General features: G+C 42.4%; 26 protein-coding genes and 1 other RNA gene. 6 read left to right on the forward strand and 21 right to left on the reverse strand.

Annotation, left to right across the window (positions count from 1 at the left end; all coding sequences use genetic code 11):
- Nucleotides 1–32: 32 nt before the first annotated feature.
- Together CW370_RS06285 and CW370_RS06290 are read right to left on the reverse strand one after the other, a co-directional pair.
- Nucleotides 33–1,958 (reverse strand): ATP-dependent DNA helicase, encoded by a 1,926-nt coding sequence (locus tag CW370_RS06285; protein ID WP_014477152.1) that lies wholly within the window; start codon nucleotides 1,956–1,958, stop codon nucleotides 33–35.
- Nucleotides 1,959–2,060: 102 nt separating this feature from the next.
- On the reverse strand, nucleotides 2,061–2,252 hold the full coding sequence (locus CW370_RS06290; RefSeq protein WP_003246090.1) for a hypothetical protein: 192 nt from the start codon (nucleotides 2,250–2,252) through the stop codon (nucleotides 2,061–2,063).
- A 163-nt stretch (nucleotides 2,253–2,415) separates the two neighbouring features.
- Here CW370_RS06290 and CW370_RS06295 point away from each other — a divergent pair, with 163 nt between their 5' ends.
- A complete protein-coding gene (locus CW370_RS06295) occupies nucleotides 2,416–2,568 on the forward strand; it encodes a YpzG family protein (RefSeq protein ID WP_010327933.1) in 153 nt (50 codons plus the stop codon).
- 52 nt (nucleotides 2,569–2,620) lie between these two features.
- Here CW370_RS06295 and CW370_RS06300 read toward each other — a convergent pair whose 3' ends face one another.
- The 9 genes from CW370_RS06300 to CW370_RS06335 form a co-directional block, all read right to left on the reverse strand.
- Nucleotides 2,621–3,778 carry a THUMP domain-containing class I SAM-dependent RNA methyltransferase gene (locus CW370_RS06300; protein WP_029946164.1) on the reverse strand — a complete coding sequence of 386 codons (1,158 nt, stop codon included), beginning with the start codon at nucleotides 3,776–3,778 and terminating at the stop codon, nucleotides 2,621–2,623.
- A 100-nt stretch (nucleotides 3,779–3,878) separates the two neighbouring features.
- An RNA gene (gene rnpB, locus CW370_RS06305) (RNase P RNA component class B) lies at nucleotides 3,879–4,259 on the reverse strand.
- Between the two features lie 65 nt (nucleotides 4,260–4,324).
- A complete protein-coding gene (gpsB, locus tag CW370_RS06310; protein WP_003225629.1) occupies nucleotides 4,325–4,621 on the reverse strand; it encodes a cell division regulator GpsB in 297 nt (98 codons plus the stop codon).
- 75 nt (nucleotides 4,622–4,696) lie between these two features.
- Entirely contained in the window at nucleotides 4,697–5,242 is a 546-nt protein-coding gene (locus tag CW370_RS06315) for a DUF1273 domain-containing protein (protein ID WP_024571852.1), read from the reverse strand.
- Nucleotides 5,243–5,330: 88 nt separating this feature from the next.
- Nucleotides 5,331–5,558 (reverse strand): spore coat protein CotD, encoded by a 228-nt coding sequence (cotD, locus tag CW370_RS06320; protein ID WP_010886551.1) that lies wholly within the window; start codon nucleotides 5,556–5,558, stop codon nucleotides 5,331–5,333.
- An 83-nt stretch (nucleotides 5,559–5,641) separates the two neighbouring features.
- Complete coding sequence (locus CW370_RS21215) at nucleotides 5,642–5,770, reverse strand: hypothetical protein (protein WP_003230707.1); 129 nt, start codon at nucleotides 5,768–5,770, stop codon at nucleotides 5,642–5,644.
- A gap of 100 nt (nucleotides 5,771–5,870) precedes the next feature.
- Nucleotides 5,871–7,112: a metal-dependent exonucleaseMrfB gene (gene mrfB, locus CW370_RS06325; RefSeq protein WP_024571851.1), complete on the reverse strand. Its 1,242-nt coding sequence runs from the start codon at nucleotides 7,110–7,112 to the stop codon at nucleotides 5,871–5,873.
- Between the two features lie 15 nt (nucleotides 7,113–7,127).
- The gene (gene mrfA, locus CW370_RS06330) at nucleotides 7,128–9,377 is read right to left on the reverse strand and encodes an ATP-dependent helicase MrfA (protein WP_024571850.1); all 2,250 of its coding nucleotides are present in this window, start codon (nucleotides 9,375–9,377) and stop codon (nucleotides 7,128–7,130) included.
- A 102-nt stretch (nucleotides 9,378–9,479) separates the two neighbouring features.
- Nucleotides 9,480–9,986 carry a PTS sugar transporter subunit IIA gene (locus tag CW370_RS06335; RefSeq protein WP_024571849.1) on the reverse strand — a complete coding sequence of 169 codons (507 nt, stop codon included), beginning with the start codon at nucleotides 9,984–9,986 and terminating at the stop codon, nucleotides 9,480–9,482.
- Between the two features lie 137 nt (nucleotides 9,987–10,123).
- Here CW370_RS06335 and CW370_RS06340 point away from each other — a divergent pair, with 137 nt between their 5' ends.
- A complete protein-coding gene (locus CW370_RS06340) occupies nucleotides 10,124–10,543 on the forward strand; it encodes an Hsp20/alpha crystallin family protein (RefSeq protein WP_014477158.1) in 420 nt (139 codons plus the stop codon).
- Nucleotides 10,544–10,563: 20 nt separating this feature from the next.
- Here CW370_RS06340 and CW370_RS06345 read toward each other — a convergent pair whose 3' ends face one another.
- Nucleotides 10,564–10,941 carry a YppG family protein gene (locus CW370_RS06345; protein ID WP_014477159.1) on the reverse strand — a complete coding sequence of 126 codons (378 nt, stop codon included), beginning with the start codon at nucleotides 10,939–10,941 and terminating at the stop codon, nucleotides 10,564–10,566.
- Nucleotides 10,942–11,128: 187 nt separating this feature from the next.
- On the opposite strand from CW370_RS06345, the gene CW370_RS06350 reads away from it, so the two are divergent.
- The gene (locus tag CW370_RS06350) at nucleotides 11,129–11,317 is read left to right on the forward strand and encodes a YppF family protein (RefSeq protein ID WP_003230690.1); all 189 of its coding nucleotides are present in this window, start codon (nucleotides 11,129–11,131) and stop codon (nucleotides 11,315–11,317) included.
- A gap of 38 nt (nucleotides 11,318–11,355) precedes the next feature.
- Here the strand turns inward: CW370_RS06350 and CW370_RS06355 are convergent, their stop codons facing one another.
- Together CW370_RS06355 and CW370_RS06360 are read right to left on the reverse strand one after the other, a co-directional pair.
- A complete protein-coding gene (locus tag CW370_RS06355) occupies nucleotides 11,356–11,727 on the reverse strand; it encodes a YppE family protein (RefSeq protein ID WP_015714151.1) in 372 nt (123 codons plus the stop codon).
- 45 nt (nucleotides 11,728–11,772) lie between these two features.
- The gene (locus tag CW370_RS06360; RefSeq protein WP_015251831.1) at nucleotides 11,773–12,018 is read right to left on the reverse strand and encodes a YppD family protein; all 246 of its coding nucleotides are present in this window, start codon (nucleotides 12,016–12,018) and stop codon (nucleotides 11,773–11,775) included.
- Between the two features lie 198 nt (nucleotides 12,019–12,216).
- Here CW370_RS06360 and sspM point away from each other — a divergent pair, with 198 nt between their 5' ends.
- The gene (sspM, locus tag CW370_RS06365; RefSeq protein WP_003225606.1) at nucleotides 12,217–12,321 is read left to right on the forward strand and encodes an acid-soluble spore protein SspM; all 105 of its coding nucleotides are present in this window, start codon (nucleotides 12,217–12,219) and stop codon (nucleotides 12,319–12,321) included.
- Nucleotides 12,322–12,345: 24 nt separating this feature from the next.
- Here sspM and CW370_RS06370 read toward each other — a convergent pair whose 3' ends face one another.
- Nucleotides 12,346–13,308, reverse strand: coding sequence for a DUF2515 domain-containing protein (locus CW370_RS06370; protein ID WP_029878384.1), 963 nt, complete (start codon nucleotides 13,306–13,308; stop codon nucleotides 12,346–12,348).
- A 40-nt stretch (nucleotides 13,309–13,348) separates the two neighbouring features.
- Between CW370_RS06370 and recU the strand changes: the two genes are divergently transcribed.
- A complete protein-coding gene (gene recU, locus CW370_RS06375) occupies nucleotides 13,349–13,969 on the forward strand; it encodes a Holliday junction resolvase RecU (RefSeq protein WP_024571847.1) in 621 nt (206 codons plus the stop codon).
- A gap of 21 nt (nucleotides 13,970–13,990) precedes the next feature.
- On the forward strand, nucleotides 13,991–16,741 hold the full coding sequence (locus CW370_RS06380) for a transglycosylase domain-containing protein (protein ID WP_024571846.1): 2,751 nt from the start codon (nucleotides 13,991–13,993) through the stop codon (nucleotides 16,739–16,741).
- A 76-nt stretch (nucleotides 16,742–16,817) separates the two neighbouring features.
- Here CW370_RS06380 and CW370_RS06385 read toward each other — a convergent pair whose 3' ends face one another.
- The 6 genes from CW370_RS06385 to tseB form a co-directional block, all read right to left on the reverse strand.
- Nucleotides 16,818–17,312: a YpoC family protein gene (locus CW370_RS06385; RefSeq protein WP_024571845.1), complete on the reverse strand. Its 495-nt coding sequence runs from the start codon at nucleotides 17,310–17,312 to the stop codon at nucleotides 16,818–16,820.
- A complete protein-coding gene (gene nth / locus CW370_RS06390) occupies nucleotides 17,309–17,968 on the reverse strand; it encodes an endonuclease III (protein WP_009967580.1) in 660 nt (219 codons plus the stop codon). The genes CW370_RS06385 and nth overlap by 4 nt, the downstream gene beginning before the upstream one ends.
- Nucleotides 17,969–17,986: 18 nt before the next feature.
- Nucleotides 17,987–18,685, reverse strand: a complete 699-nt coding sequence (gene dnaD / locus CW370_RS06395; protein ID WP_004398499.1) for a DNA replication protein DnaD — start codon at nucleotides 18,683–18,685, stop codon at nucleotides 17,987–17,989.
- Between the two features lie 92 nt (nucleotides 18,686–18,777).
- Nucleotides 18,778–20,070 (reverse strand): asparagine--tRNA ligase, encoded by a 1,293-nt coding sequence (asnS, locus tag CW370_RS06400; protein ID WP_004398777.1) that lies wholly within the window; start codon nucleotides 20,068–20,070, stop codon nucleotides 18,778–18,780.
- A 143-nt stretch (nucleotides 20,071–20,213) separates the two neighbouring features.
- A complete protein-coding gene (aspB, locus tag CW370_RS06405) occupies nucleotides 20,214–21,395 on the reverse strand; it encodes an aspartate transaminase AspB (protein WP_024571844.1) in 1,182 nt (393 codons plus the stop codon).
- Between the two features lie 22 nt (nucleotides 21,396–21,417).
- Entirely contained in the window at nucleotides 21,418–21,903 is a 486-nt protein-coding gene (gene tseB / locus CW370_RS06410) for a cell wall elongation/penicillin-binding protein regulator TseB (RefSeq protein ID WP_014477164.1), read from the reverse strand.
- Between the last annotated feature and the right edge of the window lie 2 nt (nucleotides 21,904–21,905).

Consider the following 21,905-nt stretch of genomic DNA (forward strand, 5'->3'; position numbering starts at 1 on the left):
AAAGCTGACGAACGATCGTCAGCTTTTTTCCATTACATCATGTGCGGTTCAACAGGCAAGACCTTTTTGACCTCATCAATGATGCGTTCATTTTCTCCGCCAGCGTAAATGTGAATCGAGCCGCTGTCTTGATTCGAGCGAATCAGGCGCCCGATGCCCTGCCGTACACGTAACAACATATATGGCAGATCAACTTCTTCGAACGGATCTTTTTTCGCTCCGTTGCGCTTCGCTGTAAATACAGGATCGTGTGGCGGGAACGGCAATGACCAAATGGTAACATTCTTCAATGCGTCACCGGGAATGTCGAGTCCTTCCCATAAGTGAACTGAACAAAGTACTGTTTCCTCTTCCTCTTGGAATTTCTCTACTAAGCTGCTGATTTCCTCATCACCTTCGAAGAAAATTGGATACGGCAGCTCCCATGCCGCCGACAGCTCTTTAAACTCGTTTAATTCTTCAAAAGAAGGGAAAAGCACCAGCGTTCTTCCTTTGTAACGTTTGATTGTTTCAATCGTTTCAGCCGTTTTTTGTTCAGCGGCCATATCTGTTTTTGCGTATAGATTAATACTCATTTGCTCGTCATAATCATAAGGGGAATCAACAGTTAATGACAAATAATCATGAATCCCAAGACTGTCGGCAATATAATCAAACGAACCGCCTTCTGACAGCGTAGCAGAAGAGAAGATATAAGGAATTTTCTTAGAAAACACTTTTTCGCCAAGTACTTCTGCTACCGTTCTCGGCATCACGACAAAAGTTGATTCTGCTTCCTTTTTCTCCAGCCAGCTGATCGCATCCTTTTGATATAGAGATAATGAATACGCCATTTGTTCAACATATTCTTCCACTACTGACAGCTCGTATTGATCAATCGTATACATTTCAGACTCAAATACAAGTGCCTCACCGATTTTATCAAGTAAACGGCAAAGCTCGTCCGCCGCCTTTTTGACACGCTGGTCATTTTTTATTTCTAAACGGTGTGAACCGGCTACTTCCTTTGATTCTTCAGAAAGAACATAGAAAAATTCGTCGTTTGCGAGAAGCGCATCTTCAATCAATTCTGCAAACTCTTCTCTGATGTCATTTTGCAGCAATCGTTCTAAAAACAATTCAAGAGTAGACTGCTTCACTCTATAGGTTAGCGCTTTTTGCGCAGCAAACTCTAACAAATGCCCCTCATCAAATACAACTGCACTATGATCAGGCAAGAGCGGCAGCTGGCCCTCTCGTTTGCGTGATTCTTCCGTCCACACATGCTCCATATAAAAATCATGGGAACAAATGATTAAGTCCGTTGACTTGCGGTAGTAATCTCTGGAAAGCGTCAGACCGCATCTGTGTCTCATATCACAAGTCAGACAGTCCTGAAACGAGTCGTAGCTTACGTCAGACCACTCTTCATTCGATAGATTTGCGTACTGCTTACGGTCGCCATACGGATAAAAGCGCTGCATCGCCTGTGACTCGTGGACAAATGACGGTAACGACTCATAAAGATCCAGCCATTTATCATCATCAGAACGCTGCATTGTTTTTTCAAGTTTCTTCAAGCATAAATATTGCTCATGTGATTTTGACAGCCTTGTATCAATTTTCAGATCAAGATGCTCAGCCAGCTTAGAAATATCGCCCTCTTTTTTCACCAGCTGTTCAATTAATGTTTCATCTGCACAAGCGATGATGGCGGGTTTGCCGACATACCTTGCATAGCTGATTGCAAAAAGAAGATAAACCAGCGTTTTCCCCGTTCCCACTCCAGCTTCGGCGAACATGACTTTTTTCTCTTTAAACGCCCGCTCCAGCTGAAAAGCCATAAATACTTGCTCATCCCGAAGATCAAACCCTTTTTCGGGAAGGATATCGTAAAACACGTCACCAATCCAATTGTTCAATTCTTCATAAAAATTCTTTGTTTTCGTTAAAGAAAAAGGCAAACGTGATGTTGTCACCTAGTTCCAACCCCCAACTATTCGACATTCAGACCACCAATAATATCATTTTCCGCTGATGAATACAATAAAAAAACTTGGCAATGCCAAGTTTTTTGCAGTTTACTTACGATTGATCACATGCGACGATAAAAAAGGATGGTCTGTTGAATAAATATGTTCTACCGCTTTTTCTAAATCAGTTTGCGCATGCGAAATCACAGACGGAGACGAATCAGTCCCGAGCTCCTTCAGCTCGTTTGCTGTTGCGTCAAGCGCCCTTTGAATAAGATTAAAATGTTCGCTGTTCAGCATGAGATCACCTCTGATGGAAATAATCATCATTGTATGCGAACTTTTCATTTTATATACATGCTTTACCGCATGTTATCACCGAAACATGCACAAACTACACTTGATATTCCGTCTCCGGATTATCCGTCTTATCAACAATATTCTATCAGGGAGTGATGTTGACATGAGTTATAGAAACCGATTAGATCAGCATTCTGAACTGTTTCATCACAATTGGACGCGGCCTAAACGTTCTAAGTCTCAAGTAAACGGTCACACTGAAATGTCCCAAACCAACATTATATTGAGAAGCAACGCGAAAGCTCACCGTTGGTAAAGATAGAATAGGGCTGAAAGATGAAAGAAGACGCATGCAGAGCGTCTTCTTTTTATGCGTTTTCTGTTTTCTTGCGCTGCGGTCTTACTTTTGACCAGTATTGATAATAATCCGTTTTAATAAACCCGTTAAAGAGTTTTCGTTTCTTCGTTGCTTTTCTGCCATATGCTTCCTCAAAGTTTTCATTTGATGTCAGCATATACACAGACCAAGTATCAAGCGGCTCGAACGCCTGCCCCATTTCTTTGTACATCTGTTCAACGGCTTTTTTCTCGCCGAGACGCTCTCCATATGGCGGGTTGCCGACAATTACGCCAAACTCCAGATTTGTGGTAAAGTCTTTGACCTGCATCTGTTTGAACTGGATTAGATCTCCCAATCCTGCTTCCTCTGCATTTTCTTTTGCGATTTGAACCATGCGGTGGTCTATGTCGCTAGCGAAAATTGTAAGCGGCTGATCATAATTTGCCTTTTCTTCGACTTCAAGCCGCGCTTTGTTCCACAGATCTTTACCGATCCATTCCCAATCCTCTGAAACAAAATCGCGATTGAATCCCGGGGCGATGTTTTGGCCGATTAGCGCCGCTTCTATCGCGATTGTTCCGGAGCCGCAGAAAGGATCAACAAACGGGCGGTCCGGCGTCCAATTGGTTAATTGCACCAAAGCGGCAGCAAGTGTTTCTTTAATCGGCGCACCGCCCTGATCGACACGGTATCCTCGTTTGTGAAGGCCTGTCCCTGATGAGTCCAGTGTAATCAAAGCCTGATCTTTCAATAAAGAAATTTCGACTTTATACTCGGCACCTGTTTCTTCAATCCAATCATTGGCTTTGCCGGACTGCAGCTTGAGCTTTTCGACAATTGCTTTTTTGACGATCCGCTGACAGTCGGGAACGCTTGCAAGTGTTGATTTTACCGATTTTCCGATGACAGGGAATTTCCCGTTTTCAGGTATAAATGAGCGCCAGTTAATCGCTTTCGTTTTTTCAAACAGTTCATCAAATGTTTTCGCTTTAAAAGAAGCAACCTGAACCTTTATGCGGTCGGCTGTTCTAAGCCAAAGGTTCGCACGGCAGATGGTAAGTGCATCACCTTCAAAAATAACTTTCCCGTTATCAACCTTGCATTCGTATCCTAAATCTCGTACTTCCTTTGCGACAACAGCTTCAATGCCCATCGGCGCCGTTGCAATTAGTGTATACTTCTTCATCGTATCACCCTGTCTTTTAAAACTTTTCTCTTTTCAAGATAAAAGCTCTCCTTATACGGGAGAGCTTGTTTTCATCATTTTAAATGTAAGTGGTCTAACGTTCTGTAAGCCATGTTTTGTTCCGTCGTACTGCAAACGGCTCATCACCTCGTACTCAGGCGGCAATCATCTATCTACAGAAAGCATTCTGTCCTTCTCTCCGTTGAATTCCGTTAAGAAGGTTCCCCTACCAAAATTTGGGTTTCTCGCTCGAGGGGTTTACCGCGTTCCACTCTCACCATTTCTAGTGAGACTTCGTCACTGTGGCACTTTCAAGGATACTCAGCCATATCCGAAGACGTAGGCTTTTTTCCTGCCGTCAGCCTCTAAAGACTGCCCTAGCTTATGACTTCGCTAGGCACGAACACTACGGGCATCTCAGCACCGTGCGAGCATGGACTTTCCTCTACAGATTCAAGATCTGCAGCGATTACCCGAACGTTAAGAACATGAATTATTATATAACAACTGATTACAATTTACAAGTGCCATTTTTTTCAAGCGTGATCAATCATAAAGCTTGCTGCCAAAAACGTGTTTTTCTAAGTTAGACAGCCGTTTTAAAATATCAAAGTTTGTTGTGTTAGATTGCACAGGCTGTTTTTTGCTGGCTTCTTCAAGCTGTTTTTTCAGCTGCAGATTTTCCTGCTGCAGTTCTTCAATTTCTTGATGGAAGGTTTCATAATCCTTAATAATCATATCTAAAAATTTGTCAACGTCTTCTTGCTTGTAGCCTCTAACGCCTGTTTTAAATTCTTTTTCCAAAATTTCTTTCGCAGAAAGCTTTACTTTATCAGCAAGCATCTTTTTCACCTCGTATCGTGAATCATCACATATATTTTTTCAGAAATCTGTACGGTTGTCAAATTTCTCTTATTGCTATGAGTAGCTGTCTTCCTCTACTGTCACTCTCAAGTCATCCATTGTAATAAAGTAGATGGGATAGCCATTCTGTTCGCGCCTTTTTTCCGCTGTCCCAAGCATATACTTAGGGGAGCCTTCCTTTTCCGGGTCATATAAAAGCAGAAGCCCGTCGGACTTATCAATGAAGAACTGATTTTTTTGTTTGAATTGAAGCGGGCTTTCATAAGGACGGTGAGTCAGGCTTGCTTCATAGTCTGCCTGAGCCAGAACTGCTTCATACTGTTCCTTATTCGGTTCTTTCCAGTTCTTTTCCTGCTCGTAAAATGGTGTGATGACAGCTACCTTTAAGTCAGGGTATTCTTCCTGCAAATCATATGCGGCTTCTGCCGCCCACAGCTCTGCTCCAAGCTGGCCCGAAATTAAAATCCATTCTAATCCTTCATCCAAAAAAGCAATCAGCCGGTTCTTAATGGCTTTTTTTATGTAATACAGCGCCTTGTCATCCTGCTTAAATATCCCGAGTTCAAACGGTTTATAGCCCGTTATTGCCAATACTTTCATCATTTCACCTGCTTTAAAAAATGGGGCTCCCGTGGGCCCCATTTGTTGTGCTGCATTGTTTACACCATCAAGCTGCACGTTTTCCATACTAGTAGTCGCAGCAAGGTTTTCCTGCTTGAAAATGCTGATGCGTAGCCGGGTCAACATTTGAGAAAGTGTGTGGAAAGTAGTGAACGTGCTGAAAATGCTGGTGGTTTACGTTTGTTGTATGCTGTGGGTGAATGTGCGGCACGATAGTCTTCGAAAACGTATGGTGTTCACAGCAATGAGTAGGATGGACAATTGGCGCCATCATATGCGGTCTGCAGTGATGCATGATAAAATCCCCTTTCCATAAACTTTATTACAATACTAAGTTATGAAAAATAAGGGGTACATGTTCTGATGCAAAGACCTATTTTAAAAGTGTGCAATTAAGCTGTCTTTAAAGTTTGAAAACACAAAAGCAATCAAAAATACCACAACAAAGAACAAGTAAAAAACACCCTTATACATACCAACTCTCCCTTTAAAAATAACTAACGTCATTTTACAGGATTCGCCGCTATTCTACAACAAAATCAATGTGAATTCAGCAAAAAAAATTCATGGCGAAACAAGTCGTCTTTTGCGCTTTCCCGGGGAATATTCAAGAGGAATATTTCCTCTTTAGCCGGGCAATTCTCACATGCAGTTTTTCAGTTTCTTTCTCTGATAAGCATGCCGCATCGCTAAGCAATTGCTCTGCTATTTGCAATGCTTTTCCGAATTCTTTTTTCTTATGCTCAAAATATTTCGCGAGCTCTATTACAGCAGCGTATCTGCACTTCTGGTTTTGCGAGCGGGACAGCTTTTCCCAAAGCGGCACTGCTTCTTCCAAGCGGTTTTGTTTTTTGTACAGGAGCGATAAATCCAGCTGTGCACTGTCCTGGTCCTCAAACGATTTTTCTATAAGCCTTTCCAACTGCTTGATCGCTTGGTCCGTTTCTTTATGAGCCATAAACCATTTCGCCATAGCATAGGCTTCACTGTGTTCTTTTGGCGCATGTGATTCTGAAAGGATTTTTTTAGACATATGGATGTACAATGAAATGAGCGATAACACATCCATTTCATTATGATGCAGGACACCTTTTAAAAGATCCGGCTCTTGCGCCTTTATAAAATGAAAGTAAAGCATTGGCGCCAAGTAGCCCGGTGTGTCTTCTAGTCTGCGGATTCCGAGCTCCTCTTTTTCAACCGTGCCAAGAGATACGCGGTCCATTTTGTGTTTCCACAGGCGTCTAGCTCCATGCAAAAGATCAAAGTGGCCAAATTCCGGAAGCTTCGGAAGTCTGTCACGCATCAAGGTGTGTCTTGTTTTCACCTGCGGCCAATCAAAGGCTTTGCCGTTGTAGGTCACAAGTGATGTAATGTCAACCTCGCTTAAAAAGCTTTGGTACAAGGCGACTTCGTTCCCCGGTTTGGGCAAAAGATGCTGTTTGACTGTCACTCGGTCTTCATATACTCTCGCATGCCCAAGCAAAAAAATGGTATTCCCAGCTCCACCCCCAAGACCGGTTGTTTCTGTATCAAAGAAAAAGAGGTTGTTTTTGTTATACCCTTTTGCTGACAATGTATGCGACAGGCCGCTTTGATTCCACAGTGTGATCACTTCCTCAAGCTCAGAAAAGCTGTATAACCCATGGCGGTGAGAAAGCGGATATTCCACTTCTCTGATAAGGCAGTATTCATCTTCGAAGATGAAAGGCTTCATACCAAAAGCCTCCCACTCTTCTAAAAACGGGATGTCATCAAAGTGGTTTTCTTGTTTGCCTGCTTCTATTTTTTGTTCTCCTTCATCGAGCACCATGTGCTTTTTCATCCGCTCGAGTTTCCCTTTTAATGACATATCCGGCCTCCCTCCTTACGACATTTGATCCAACAGCTGCAAAATTCTTTTCTTTGCTTTTATCCCTTCTATTTCCGTACCTATACAAGACGGACAGCCGTCATGACAAGGACAATGTGTAATCAGTTGTTTCGCCGCTTCATTAATGTCTGAAAAACGTTTAAAGACTTCCTCCGCCAAACCGATACCGCCCGGATAATGATCATATAAAAATATGGTTGGCAATCCGGTATGGGCTGCTTTAATTTGAGAAACAACATGAACATCATTTCGATCACACATGATATACACAGGGACAATATGCTGCAGCACATTCGAGATGCCAAGAAGCAGCTGTTCCAGTGTCTTTTCCCCGATGTCTTCATCCGCTGTTTTGATTTCGAGCCAAGCTGCACTTGTATGCAGTTCTTCTTCCGGCAAATGAATGGGTCCAGACCCAATATTTTCAAAAGTGGTCATTTTTATTTTTTTAAAAATGGTCGGCAGGGCATTGACAGTGACGTCTCCGTAGTGCAATGACGTACGGCTTTTTTCTTTCGTTTTATCGATTTCTAATACCTTCAGCTGAACTGCCAGGTTTGCATCCGTATAATATTCGACATCGACTTTTCTGACATATGCTTTTTTATGGTCCCAATCGAGCTTCTCAACTTGATACTGAACGCCTTCATGCAAATAAATTGCTTCATCATGTAAAAGCGTCATCGCGCTAAAACGGTCCATTTCACCGATAATCCTTACATTTGCAATATCCGACTGATCAACTATAACGACATTTTCCTGGGAGGCGGAACGCAAACTGATGTTTGAAGCAGGAAACGACTCACTTGCCCAATGGTACCGTTCGCCGTTGCGGTGAAGAACAGCCTCTTCCTGAAGATACTCAAGAATATCGCTGACTTCCATGGCTCCAAATTCTTCATCAGCTCTAAAAGGAAGCTCATAAGCCGCACACTTTAAGTGGTCTACTAAAATAATCAAATTCTCCGGATTGATTCTTGCAGATTCCGGCGAACGATTAAAGAAATATTCAGGATGCCGCACAATATATTGGTCAATCGGTGTTGAATTGGCTACCATGATAATCAAAGATTCACCGTGTCTTCTGCCAGCTCGTCCCGCCTGCTGCCAAGCACTTGCAACACTTCCGGGATACCCCGTCATTACACACACTTGCAGCTGGCCGATATCAACACCAAGCTCTAAGGCATTCGTACTGACCACTCCTAAAATGTCGCCTTCTCTCAGTCCTCTTTCGATTTCTCTTCGCTCTTTCGGCAGATAGCCTCCCCGATAGCCTCTGATTGATTTTGTTCCAATCTCTTTTTTCACAAGCTCCTGAATATGGCTTAAAATAATTTCCACCCGAACTCTGCTTCTGGCAAAAACAATGGTCTGCACTTTGTTTTTAAGGAACTCTTTCGCCAGTTCATTCACTTCTGCGGTTGCGCTCCTTCTAATATTCAGCGGTTTGTTCACAATTGGCGGATTGTAAAACACAAAATGCTTGCGTCCGCTCGGTGCGCCGTTGTCATCGACCAGCCGCATCGGTTTGCCTGTCAGCTGCTCTCCCAATTCCTTTGGGTTGGCAATTGTTGCGGAAGTACAAATAAAAACCGGATCACTTCCATAAAACCGGCAGATCCGCTTCAGCCGCCGGATCACATTTGCCACATGGCTGCCGAACACACCTCGATACGTATGAAGCTCATCGATGACGATATACTTAAGGTTTTCAAACAAACTGACCCATTTCGTATGATGCGGTAGAATGGCAGAATGCAGCATATCGGGGTTTGTAATGACAATATGACCTGCTTTTCTCACCTTTTGTCTGATTGCCGGAGACGTATCCCCGTCATATGTAAAGCTTTTAATATCAATGCCCATTTCATCAATAATTTCATTTAGCTCGCTCTTTTGGTCTTGTGCCAGCGCTTTAGTCGGAAATAAATATAACGCCCGGTTTGTTTCATCTTGGGCGATGGACTGCAGGACTGGGAGGTTGTAGCATAACGTTTTTCCTGATGCTGTTGGCGTTACGGTAACGATGCTTTCTCCTTTTTGCACATATTGAAAAGCGGAATATTGGTGAGTATATAGTTCATCAATGCCCCTTTTCGAAAGGGCCGCTTTGATTCTCTCGTCTATACTTTCGGGCATAGGCCTTGTTTTTGCTTCCCGAGGCTCAATTTCATGCCAATTCACAACGTTTTCATTTCCTTTTAAATCAGAAATGAGTTCAGTCAGTGATTTCTTTTTCATTCTTTACACCTCTTTGTCAAGTACAGTTTACCGAATATTTGTTTGCATGGCTAGGTGCAAATTTTATACAGTTGAATAAAAAAAGCAAGGCATACGCCCTGCTTATTTCGCTTTTATTGTAAGGAGCTTTGATTCGCCTTTACGAGCAGCCTTTTCGCCTGCCGGCACAATTGATCCTACAGCCTCACCATTCATTATAACGATTGGGATGACTGTGCTGCTCGCTTTTTCTTTTATTAATTCCAAATCACATGTAATCAGCGGGTCACCGACCTTCACTTTATCCCCTTCTTTAATGTGGGCAGTAAATCCTTCTCCGTTCATATTGACTGTCTCCAGCCCGACATGAATTAACAGCTCAATTCCCGAGCGAGTCCGAATGCCAACGGCGTGTTTGGTGTGGAAAATCTGAATGACTTCACCTTCAGCGGGAGAAACGATTTCACCGTTAGAAGGTTCCACCGCTATTCCTTCTCCCATCATTTTCTGTGAAAAAACAGGGTCCGGCACATCTGACAGGTCCATTACTGTACCGTCTGCCGGAGAATAAATAACCTCTTCTGTCACCTTTTCCTGAGTTTTGCCCATTCCGAATAATTTTTTCAGCAATGTATTTTCTCCCTTCTCATTCACTTCAACCGTTATCCCTTCATTCACCACTATTTAACCACACTTTCAATTTTGCTTCAATTTATAACAACATCTGGCATAGACGCATAATCTGGTTAAAAAAGGCGGTGGCGAAATTGGAATTCCATGATGACAAAAAGAACGAACTGCAAAAGAAAGAAGAAATCATAACGGAGGCAATCGACACTCTTTTCCAATCCTCAGCGTTCGGCAACCTTATAAACGGATTTCAGAACCTTATCAACTCGAGTTTAAAGGATGTGCAGACGACCATACATGTCAGAGAAAAAGATACTGGGCTGTATATCGATATTACCATACCGGCGACGTTTCGAGATGGCGAGATCGTCGTTGATGTTAAATCGAGGTATCTCCATGTAACACTCCAAGAAAAACAGAAACACCAAAATGAGGCTACCTTTACAAGCATGACAAGAACGGTTCAGCTGCCTTATGAAGTTCGCCAAGAAGATATGGAAACGTCTTGGAACGAGCAGACAATGACACTTTTCTTTCCAAAAAATAAGCATGAATGAACGATTCATTCATGCTTCTATCATTTAAAAAAGCTGGTAAATCCCTTTATTAAAGATCCGACCTGATTCATTGCACTCATTACTTGACCTGTCGTATCCATCATTTTATTAAAATCAAATTGCCCATTGGCTTTTTTGAACTGCGACATAATGCTTTGAAATTGCGAAGGCTGCTGTTGATTAGGCCTTGGGATAGGATAAGGGTTAGAAAATACAGGCGGCTGCATAGGCATAGGCTGGATCGGAGCATAGGGCTGATAATAATCCTGCTGTCCATAATGCTGCTGAGGCAGTTGTTGCTCTAAATAACCGGGTGCAGCCTGCTGATAATATCCTTGCATTTGCTGAGGATAATAATAGCCCATTTGCCGAGGATAGCTTCGAGAGCTCCTGTTCATTGCGATTCCCCCCTAAACACAACATATTTCTCTTCTATATATGTATGAATGACTTCTATTGTTTGTGTCACAAGTGATGATTAGCATTTGTCAAATTGTGTCGAAAGTTTAAATTTTTTAAAAACAGAAAAAAGTCGAATCATTATGGTACCATATTTTCAATACAGATGAGAGGGGATGCACCATAATGAACGTATCATACTTAAGCAAACGTTTTGCAGAAATGAAGAAATATGAAACAGACTGTATGAATAAACTGATGGACTTTGCCAAGTTCCTCTATATTCAAGGACATCTCAGCATAACTGAGTTTCGTAACAGTATGAAGGTTCTCGAAGCAAATGGAGCAGAAAGCCCGGCATATGAGATGAATTAACGTCCGGCCCCCTATAAAAACGAAAAGAAGACAGCCTTTTACCGGCTGTCTTCTCTTGCAATTTCATCCTTTACTGCGTGCAATGTATAAAGGACTGACTCAGTGATGTCCTTGAACCGTTTTTTATGAATATGATGAACATATGATTGAAGGACCAATTCCAGGAAATTATCTTTTACGGTCTCAATTTGCTCTTTATGCACATATTTTGGCCGGTGGGCTTTTATCAATTCAAGAGCACCCTCTGCCCAGCGGGCCGCCAGTTCATCATTCTCTTCAACTGCAGGCTTTATCGTCTCAAAAAAATCATAAGAATGATTACTGTTTTTTCCTTCCTGATACCGATCAGCGCCTTTTTCAGCAACTTCAATCATTTGCTCGGTCATTTCCAGCAATGTTTGTGATAGCAATACCTTTCACCTCAATGCCTATCGTACCAAATTTCACTCACAAATTCAGCCGATGCGGTATACCTTCTCAAACGCATACCTGTGTTCAGGCGATTGATACAGCTCATTTATACAAATATGAAGATCTATGATTTCTTCTTCAAGCATACTTAGGCGATCGTTTTCCGTTTCCCGCATCTCAGCCTCTAATGCATTTACAGAATGATTCAGGCTTTGCTCAGCTCGCGTTAATTCATCTTCTATATCAGAAAGCATACGGAGAATATCTGTCTTGCATACATAACCGGACATTCGTGTACCTCCCTTTCCTTGTCTCTCCCGGTTAAAATTCTTTGCTCTCCAGGCTCTTTCCTTCCTCATGACAAAACTAGAAGCAAATCGCCAAACAAACAGGTATTCCACGAAAAGCTGAAGTTTTCGACAAAAACACCCGCAAAAATTGTATGATCCTCCTCCTTAATGCAAACGATACTTGTGAGGAGGTGCCGTATGAAAACAAGACCGAAAAAAGCCGGCCAGCAAAAAAAGACTGAATCAAAGGCAATCGATTCTTTAGATAAAAAATTAGGCGGCCCGAACCGCCCTTCTACGTAAGAAGCAAGGAATTTCCTTGCTTCTTTATTTTTTCAGCCACTGCTCCACCGCAAAAAGCGCATGAAGCTGGCGCTTTTTATGTAAATACCAGTCTGTCAATTCAATCTGCTTCGGCAATTCCTCGCGCCTAAAGAACGTTTTCTTTATCTTTCCATGAAACCAATCTGTTTTCGTTCCGTCTAATGAGTGGATTAACTCAGGGTAGCATGTCCTTAGCATAGGAGATGTTCTTTTTGTAATCCCGATCATCTTTTCCATATCAAAACGGGAACCTGTGTGCGGCACTGTGTGCAAAAAGTGATAAAAAGAGGAGAACAATTCTGGCTTGAACAGCAATTGAGACAGCTGCTTTCCCAGCCTTATCCTTTCCTCCGCCTTTGAAAAGCGTTTCACTGAAATGCCGTAAAGAAACCCATTTGAGGAAGGAAAAATAACGGTGTTAAAATGAAACCAGTCACTTAAATAAAAAGGAATCGTGTCAAAAACATTCTTTTTAAACGAAGGATTTTGTATAATAGGTGTTTGGATAGTGTTTTGTTCATTTATAATGAGGGCATACATTAGCCGCTCCGTATTTCGCTCATGCCAAAAACGGGTCCATTCTTCCGACATAAATTGTGAGACGCCAAACACATGCAGCAGATGAAACAGCGGTTTCCCAACTCTTTTTGACCAGTGGTATAGTAGAAGCTGCGGATAGGCATCCGAAAAAATAAGCCAGTTCGCTCTTTCATAGGCTAAAAAGAACCATTCTTGCTGTCTCTCACGGAGTCCAAGCTGAAACAGACTGCCTTTTAAGTCAGTCATTGACCAGCCGGCATTACGAGAAACGAAAGAAGCCAAAAGCGACCATTTGATTTCCGGGTGACGGTCGTAAAATGCTTTATAAGCATTTGTTCTTGAAATGTTATCCGCGTTTTTTATTTTTGTCTGCCGCTCAATCCGGCTCAGAAGCTTTCTAATGGTCTGTTGTTCTTGCACGTTCATTCACTTCCGTCATGATTAGTTTAATAAGGAGGATGAGAAAGTGATTCGGTATCCTAACGGAAAAACATTTCAGCCGAAACATTCGGTTTCATCCCAAAACAGTCAGAAAAGGTCCCCGTCTTACAGTAATCGCGGAATGACCCTCGAAGATGACTTAAACGAAACGAATAAGTATTATCTGACAAACCAAATTGCCGTTATACACAAAAAGCCGACACCTGTTCAAATTGTAAATGTCCATTATCCAAAAAGAAGTGCCGCAGTGATTAAAGAAGCTTACTTTAAACAATCATCGACAACAGACTACAATGGGATTTACAAAGGGCGGTATATTGATTTTGAGGCGAAAGAAACGAAAAACAAGACCTCTTTCCCCCTGCAGAATTTTCATGACCATCAAATCGAGCATATGAAGCAGGTAAAGGCTCAAGACGGTATTTGTTTTGTTATTATATCCGCTTTCGACCAGGTTTATTTTTTGGAAGCCGATAAGCTGTTTTATTTCTGGGACAGAAAAGAAAAAAACGGCAGAAAATCAATTCGAAAAGATGAGTTGGAAGAAACAGCTTATCCGATTTCTCTTGGATACGCACCCAGAATTGATTATATTAGTATTATTGAACAGCTTTATTTTTCGCCATCATCTGGTGCGAAAGGTTGATTAACGAAAGGTTGAGATGTTATGTCAGATCAATTTAACAGCCGTGAAGCTCGACGAAAAGCGAACAGCAAGTCGAGTCCTTCACCGAAAAAAGGCAAGAAACGAAAAAAGGGCGGATTGTTTAAAAAGACCCTTTTCACTTTACTCATTCTGTTTGTTTTAGGCGTAGTCGGCGGTGCTGTTACATTTGCCGTCATGGTTTCTGATGCGCCGTCCCTTGATGAAAGCAAATTGAAGACGCCTTATTCATCAACGATTTATGATAAAAATGGAAAAGAGATCGCCGAAGTCGGCGCCGAAAAACGGACCTACGTCTCGATAGATGAAATTCCCGATGTTGTAAAAGAAGCCTTTATCGCGACAGAAGACGCCCGTTTTTATGAGCACCACGGGATTGACCCTGTCCGTATCGGCGGTGCTTTAGTTGCCAACTTTAAAGACGGCTTCGGGGCTGAAGGCGGAAGTACGATCACCCAGCAGGTCGTCAAAAACTCCCTTCTTTCACATCAGAAGACGTTGAAACGGAAGGTCCAGGAAGTATGGCTTTCGATTCAGCTGGAGCGCAATTACTCTAAAGATGAAATTTTAGAAATGTATTTAAACCGGATTTATTTTTCTCCTAGAGCATACGGAATCGGAAAAGCGGCGGAAGAATTTTTCGGCGTTACAGATTTAAGCAAATTGACTGTCGAACAGGCTGCGACGCTTGCAGGAATGCCGCAGAGCCCGACAGCGTACAATCCCGTTAAAAACCCGGATAAAGCGGAAAAACGACGGAACATTGTACTCAGTCTGATGAAAAAGCAAGGATTTATTTCTGATTCTCAATATAACAAAGCGAAAAAAGTGGCAGTGAAAGACGAAGGCGTCGTGTCACAGAAGGAATATGAAAAAGCAAGTACAAACAAATACAGCGCATTTGTTGAAGAGGTTATGAAGGAAATTGATGAAAAATCTGATGTCGATCCATCTGCTGACGGATTAAAGATCTATACGACATTAGATACAAAAGCACAAGATAAACTAGATGAATTAATGGACGGAGACACCGTCGGGTTTACTGAAGGCATGCAGGGCGGCGTTACCCTTCTCGATACGAAAACCGGAGAAGTGCGGGCGATTGGCGCCGGAAGAGATTCTACGGTTGGTGGCTATAATTACGCGACCCAAGCCCAGCGACAGCCTGGGTCTACCATTAAACCTATTCTCGACTACGGTCCAGTGATTGAAAATAAAAAATGGTCAACTTACGAGCAAATTGATGACTCAGCTTACACGTATTCAGATGGAACACCTATTCGAGACTTTGACCGTTCCTATAAAGGGGTCATGTCTATGCGTGAAGCCCTCGCCCAATCACGTAACATCCCGGCTCTAAAAGCATTCCAAGCAGTCGGAAAAGATGCCGCGGTAGACTTTGCCAATGGACTTGGGCTGGGATTAGATAAAGATACTGTATATGAATCCTACTCTATTGGAGGATTCGGAAAAGGGAATGTCGGTGTCTCTTCACTGACAATGGCAGGAGCATACAGCGCCTTCGGAAATAACGGAACATATAATGAACCGCATTTTGTAAAGTCTATTGAATTTAACGATGGCACAAAGCTTGACTTAACACCAAAATCAAAATCAGCCATGAGTGATTATACTGCGTTTATGATTACAGATATGCTGAAAACAGCTGTGAAGACAGGTACTGGACAGCTCGCCCAAGTTCCGGGAGTGGAAGTTGCAGGTAAAACAGGTACAACAAACTTTGATGAAGCGGATATGCAAAAATACAATATCGCACAAGGCGGTGTACCAGATTCATGGTTTGTAGGATATACACCTCAATATACCGCTGCTGTTTGGACAGGTGTAGATTCTCAAAATAAGATAGGAAAAAAATCTTTAAATAAAACAGAGCAACAGATTGCAAAGCGCATCTTCGCCCAACTCATCGCCGATGTCGATGACGGAAGCGGATCATTTGAGAAGCCTGACAGCGTAGTGGAAGCCACCGTAGAAAAAGGTTCTAATCCGGCAAAACTGGCAGGTCCAAATACGCCAAGCGATAAGAAGCTCACAGAGTACTTTGTTAAAGGCACAGCTCCTTCTACTGTTTCTAAAACATATGTGAAAGAAGAAAAAGAGGAAACAGCTAAACTGTCTGGTTTAAACGTGAAATACGATAAAGACAATCAATCTTTAACGTTAAGCTGGAATTACGACGGAGATGCAACCTTTGCTGTTAAGCAATCTGTTGACGGCGGCAGCTACTCGGAAATTCAAAACAGCTCTGCAAAAGAGGCAGTTATTTCGGGTGTGCAGCCAGGATCTGTGTACAAATTCGAAGTAACAGCCGTCAGTGATGATGGCAAAAGTACAGCTTCCACATCCTTTGAGGTGCCAAAAGCTGAAGACGATGAAGATAAAAAAGACCAGCAACAAACGGATGATGAAAAACAAGATGATGAGAAGACTCAGGATGATACACAAACTGATGATTCTCAAAAAGATGACGGTCAGACGGATCAAGATCAGACAGATGATTCAACAAACGATCAAGACAAAAAACAAGACAATACGAACACCAATCCGTCCGACAACAATAACCAAGACCAATCAAACGATAACGATAACGACAACAGTAACAACCAGGATACGTCGGATGGTGATTCGAACTCTGGTAAGAATGATTCAACAGGTTCTGACACGAATAAAAATAAAACAGACACATCTAATAAAACACAAACAAACTCATCATCCATTGAAAAAACAAATTAAACAAAAAAGCCGTCACCTTTGGGGTGATGGCTTTTTTGGTACACAATAAAAAAACCTCCCGTTTTAAGAGGAGGTTTTATCGATTCATCGCATGATATTTATAAAAATGCTTTTTCATTTCGGTAATCAGCTCATCAAGCTGAATAAAGCAATGGTATTGGGTCGGCTTAAGAAGAATAAATTCCACTCGTTCAGCCCAATTAATCGGCTTTGCGGGATATGATTTCTCCCTCAGTTCTTGCCAATCGAGCGATTTCACCGGCTCACCTGCTGTCCAATGTAACGAAGCCAGCAAACACACAATGCCCTTTAACATTTCGTTTTGGTCACATCTCGATTTTCGTGTTTGAAAGACTGGGAGAAGTGATGCTTTGATGTCATCCCACACTTCAAATAAAAGCGGAACGTATTTCCCGCTGTCCTCCCATGGCAAATCGCCTTGTAATTCCGTGCAGAAATCAAAATACACGGGATTGGTCTGCAAGGTTTTCTTCATATCCGAGGAACTCTTCTGGCCAAGACTGCGCAAGTATTGCTCATAGGAAGACAACACTTCTTTTGCTTGCGTCATCGTTTCACCAGTCCTTTTTTATCTCTCTTCTGCCCTTCTCTGCACAAAGAAAGCAGCGGACACTCCGCACAGCGCGGAGATTGGGCTTTACAGTGATATCTGCCGAAGAAAATAAGCCGGTGATGCGTAACGGACCAGTCTTCTTTGGGAACCTTGCGCATCAGCGTCTTTTCAACTTCCAGAACCGAGTCCTTCCACCGACAAATGCCCAATCGTTTGCTGACTCTCTCCACATGGGTATCTACGGCTATGGCCGGCACGCCAAACGCAACGGATACCACTACGTTTGCGGTCTTTCTCCCGACCCCTGGCAGTTTGACAAGCTCATCGCGGTCTCTCGGCACTTCTCCGCCGTAATCTTCAATAATCATTTTACTCAGCTTTTGAATATTTTTCGCTTTATTACGATATAAACCGATTGATTTAATATCCTGCTGAAGCTCTTCCAGCGGAACAGCCAAATAGTCTTCCGGCCGTTTGTATTTTTGGAATAATGTTTTGGTCACTCTGTTTACAAGTGCATCTGTACATTGCGCAGATAAAGCAACAGCCACCACTAATTCAAAAGGATTGGAATGAACCAGTTCACACTCCGCATGAGGAAACATGTCACCTATCTTGTCTAAACAGAATTCAATTTGTTTTAGATTTAACACGATTGTCACCTTTTCACTTTATTGTTCAAGCCAATTGTAAAAAGGAACCTGCCTTTTATACTCTTTTTGCGGTTCATTCTGCTTTGCTTGTACACGCCGGAATTTTTGGCTGTGTATTTTTGCTTGCTCCACAGTTTTAAGCCCGTTTTTCTTCCATTCAAACAAAATCCGGTCAATGTAGCGGAAACTGAGTTTTCCTGATAGTACAGCCTCTTTTAACGCGTGTTTGATCAGTTGTGCGTCATGCTGATCCTGGTCCTGCCAGATCGCCAGCGTTTCACACTCCAAAGGCGATAACGGCCTTGCGAACTCTTCCTCAAAAATGGTATAAAGGCTTTTTTGTTCCCCTTCTGCTTTTCTTTCCTGTGTTTGATTCTGTGCAAGCTGAATATACTCGTACAGCTTGCCCCATAAAGGCTGAAGAGAATATTTCTCAAATTTGATGCCGTTTTGATCCTCGCATTCTTCAATAAACAGAAAGCCTTTTTGAATAAACATCCGCAATCTGTTTGTGCATTCTTCAACAGAAATTGACATACCTTCCTGCAGCTGATTCGGTGTAGGAAAATATGATCCTTTTTCTAAATGCATTTTAATTTTTAACAGCAGAATAAGTTCTGTTTCATTAAGCCCAAGCTGTTTATAATGCGTGAGCAGAAGATTGGGGATGGTTGATGTTCCCTGCTCCTGCATATCAATAAATTGCTGTTTTTTCATCGTCACACCTCTTACTGTAAAGGATTGTGATTGCCCCTTTACTGTAAAAAGTCTCCCTTGCAGGAGACTCTTTTTTGTTTCATTTGAATGTATTACGGATACAGACGGTTTAACAGTCTTGGGAACGGAATCGTTTCACGAACGTGAGGCGCTCCGCTGATCCAAGCTACTGTCCGCTCTAATCCAAGGCCGAAGCCGGAATGAGGAACTGATCCATATTTTCTAAGTTCAGCATACCATTTATATGCGTCAGAATCCAGTCCATGTTCTTTAAGACGCGATTCCAAAAGTTCCATATCGTGAATCCGTTCAGACCCGCCGATGATTTCTCCATAGCCTTCCGGAGCAATCAAGTCAGCGCAAAGCACAACGTCCTCACGGTCAGAAGCCGGCTGCATATAGAACGGTTTTAAGGACGTCGGATAGCGAGTGATGAATACCGGTTTGTCATAGTGTTCAGCAATCGCTGTTTCATGAGGCGCTCCGAAATCATCTCCCCACTCGATATCGTCAAAGCCTTTTTCTTTCAGAAATTCAATCGCTTCATCATACGTGATTCTTGGGAATGGAGCTTTGATTTGCTCAAGTTTTGACGTGTCTCTTCCCAATGTGTTTAATTCAATTTTGCAATTCTTAAGAACTGATTGCACGATGAAAGAAACGTAATTTTCCTGTACTTGAAGGTTTTCTTCAAATTCTACAAACGCCATTTCCGGTTCGATCATCCAGAATTCGATTAAGTGACGCTTTGTTTTAGACTTTTCCGCTCTGAACGTCGGTCCGAAAGAGAATACTTTTCCTAAAGCCATTGCCGCAGCTTCCATGTAGAGCTGGCCGCTTTGAGACAGATAAGCATCTTCATCAAAGTACTTTGTCGCAAAGAGTTCTGTTGTTCCTTCAGGTGCACTTCCAGTCAGAATCGGCGGATCCACTTTTACGAAGCCTTCGTTATTAAAGAATTCGTAAGTCGCGCGAATGATTTCATTACGGATTTTCATGATCGCATGCTGGCGCTTTGAACGCAGCCATAAATGTCTGTGATCCATCAAAAATTCCGTTCCGTGTTCTTTTGGTGTAATTGGATAATCGGTCGCTTCGTGAATGACTTCAATATCTGTCACAGCAAGTTCATATCCAAGCGGAGAACGCTCGTCCTCTTTGACAATCCCTTTTATATAGAGCGACGTTTCCTGCGTCACTGATTTAGCTGTTTGGAAAATGCTTTCTTCCACTTCCGCTTTTACTACGACACCCTGAATAAAACCGGTACCGTCCCGAAGCTGTAAAAACGCAATTTTCCCGCTTGAACGCTTATTAGCGACCCAAGCTCCGATCGTTACTTCCTCACCTACGTGCTTGTACACTTGGTTGATTGTTGTTTTCAACATATTTCCCTCCAAAACAAGAAAGACATTCGGAAGCTCATTGCCCCGCGAACTCTTTTATCATCACTTTATTATACCCGCTCTTAACTAACCGGGTCAATGCAGATAAAAAGCGGCTTTTCTGTCAGCCGCTTTTTGATCTGTTAGCTATGTTTTTCTACAAAACGCTTGATTCTTTCAATGGCTTTTTCAAGAAGATCTAACGATGTTGCATAAGAAAGACGGACATTCTCAGGAGAGCCAAATCCGGATCCTGGAACAATCGCAACTTTTTCCTCCTCGAGAAGCGCTTTAACAAATTCATCTACATCTTTGAAACCGCAAGATTGAGCTGCCTCTTTTGCATTCGGGAACAAGTAAAAAGCACCTTCCGGCTTCACACAGCTGAACCCTGGGATTTCTATGAGCTTTGCATAGATCGTATTTAATCTATGTTCAAATGCTTCTCTCATTTCTTCCAATGGCTCAGAAGGCCCGTTATAAGCAGCAATCGCTCCGTATTGTGCGATTGATGTCGGGTTTGACGTGCTGTGGCTTGCAAGGTTCGTCATCGCTTTAATAATGTCTTCAGAGCCTGCCGCATAACCGATTCTCCAGCCTGTCATGCTGTGGGACTTCGATACGCCGTTTATAATGACCGTTTGTTCTTTCAGTCTGTCTGACAGCTGTGCAATGGAAACATGTTTCTTTCCGCCGTATGTAAGTTTTTCATAAATTTCATCTGACACAATCAAGATATCATGTTCAAGGCACACTTCACCGAGTGCAGATAGTTCTTCTTCCGTATACATGACACCAGTCGGGTTGCTTGGAGAGTTAATAACGATTGCTTTTGTTTTTTCCGTAATTGCATTTTTCAGCTGCTCAGGCGAAATTTTGAAGTGATTTTCCTCAAGCCCTTCTACATAAACTGGCTTTCCGCCAGCGAGTTTCACCTGCTCCGGATAGCTTACCCAGTAAGGCGTTGGAATAATAACTTCATCTTCTTCATCCAAAATCACTTGGAAAAGGGTATACAGAGCATGTTTGGCACCAGTGCAGACAATAATTTGAGACGGTTTGTATTCAATATTCTGGTCGCGTTTAAATTTCTTTGCAATGCTGTTTTTCAGTTCAGCCAAACCAGCGGAAGGCGTGTATTTCGTATGGCCCTCGTTCATCGAACGCACAGCGGCATCAATAATATGCTGCGGTGTATTGAAGTCAGGTTCGCCTGCTCCTAAGCCGATGACATCATGGCCTGCGGCTTTCAGTTCTTTCGCTTTCGCTGTGATTGCCAGTGTGGTTGATGGTGTTAATGCGGATACTCTTTTTGCCAGTTTCAACTTGAACTCCCCCTAATTCGTCTTAAGGCGTGATATTTTTGAGAATCTTTCCAGTTGTAAAGTCCACATAACTTAAACTGTATTGCCCTTCTTTGTCTAAGTACGTCACTTCCCAAAGCAGGACGTTTCCTTCTCTTGCCAGATGAACCTCTTTTTGCTTTGAAACCAGCCCTTCATCCTTTATGATTTTCGCCGCTTTGTCTTCAGAGATTCCCTCTTTCGCTTCTTTTGAGAGAATTTTTGCTTTTTTATCAGCAGGAACCCAGACATATAATGCAGTGCCTTTTTTATCCGTTCCCTTTACAACATAATATTTTTCTTTTCCGACAAATGTTTCGACTTGATCAACATTGGCGAGATCGGTTTCTTTTTTAGCTTCAGCAGCTGCTGCTTCGTGCCCCTCTTCCTTTTGTGCCATGGCTGATTTATAAATGCTTGCCGAGACAAGAAGTACTGCTAAAAAAATAATACCAAAAATGACGGTAAATATTAATGCTTTTTTTCTCATCT

This window comes from Bacillus sp. SN32, assembly GCF_002837495.1.
Lineage (GTDB): Bacteria > Bacillota > Bacilli > Bacillales > Bacillaceae > Bacillus > Bacillus subtilis.

Coding starts and splice junctions, on each gene's coding strand:
- CW370_RS21215 (WP_003230707.1), bottom strand. CDS start 5,770: ATGACGTTAGTTATTTTTAAAGGGAGAGTTGGTATGTATAAGGGTGTT.
- CW370_RS06380 (WP_024571846.1), top strand. CDS start 13,991: ATGTCAGATCAATTTAACAGCCGTGAAGCTCGACGAAAAGCGAACAGC.
- CW370_RS06290 (WP_003246090.1), bottom strand. CDS start 2,252: ATGCTGAACAGCGAACATTTTAATCTTATTCAAAGGGCGCTTGACGCA.
- mrfA (WP_024571850.1), bottom strand. CDS start 9,377: ATGAAAAAGAAATCACTGACTGAACTCATTTCTGATTTAAAAGGAAAT.
- tseB (WP_014477164.1), bottom strand. CDS start 21,903: ATGAGAAAAAAAGCATTAATATTTACCGTCATTTTTGGTATTATTTTT.
- CW370_RS06370 (WP_029878384.1), bottom strand. CDS start 13,308: ATGAACGTGCAAGAACAACAGACCATTAGAAAGCTTCTGAGCCGGATT.
- dnaD (WP_004398499.1), bottom strand. CDS start 18,685: ATGAAAAAACAGCAATTTATTGATATGCAGGAGCAGGGAACATCAACC.
- CW370_RS06360 (WP_015251831.1), bottom strand. CDS start 12,018: ATGTCCGGTTATGTATGCAAGACAGATATTCTCCGTATGCTTTCTGAT.
- CW370_RS06385 (WP_024571845.1), bottom strand. CDS start 17,312: ATGACGCAAGCAAAAGAAGTGTTGTCTTCCTATGAGCAATACTTGCGC.
- gpsB (WP_003225629.1), bottom strand. CDS start 4,621: ATGCTTGCTGATAAAGTAAAGCTTTCTGCGAAAGAAATTTTGGAAAAA.
- CW370_RS06300 (WP_029946164.1), bottom strand. CDS start 3,778: ATGAAGAAGTATACACTAATTGCAACGGCGCCGATGGGCATTGAAGCT.
- sspM (WP_003225606.1), top strand. CDS start 12,217: ATGAAAACAAGACCGAAAAAAGCCGGCCAGCAAAAAAAGACTGAATCA.
- mrfB (WP_024571851.1), bottom strand. CDS start 7,112: ATGTCATTAAAAGGGAAACTCGAGCGGATGAAAAAGCACATGGTGCTC.
- CW370_RS06345 (WP_014477159.1), bottom strand. CDS start 10,941: ATGAACAGGAGCTCTCGAAGCTATCCTCGGCAAATGGGCTATTATTAT.
- CW370_RS06350 (WP_003230690.1), top strand. CDS start 11,129: ATGAACGTATCATACTTAAGCAAACGTTTTGCAGAAATGAAGAAATAT.
- CW370_RS06315 (WP_024571852.1), bottom strand. CDS start 5,242: ATGAAAGTATTGGCAATAACGGGCTATAAACCGTTTGAACTCGGGATA.
- cotD (WP_010886551.1), bottom strand. CDS start 5,558: ATGCATCACTGCAGACCGCATATGATGGCGCCAATTGTCCATCCTACT.
- CW370_RS06295 (WP_010327933.1), top strand. CDS start 2,416: ATGAGTTATAGAAACCGATTAGATCAGCATTCTGAACTGTTTCATCAC.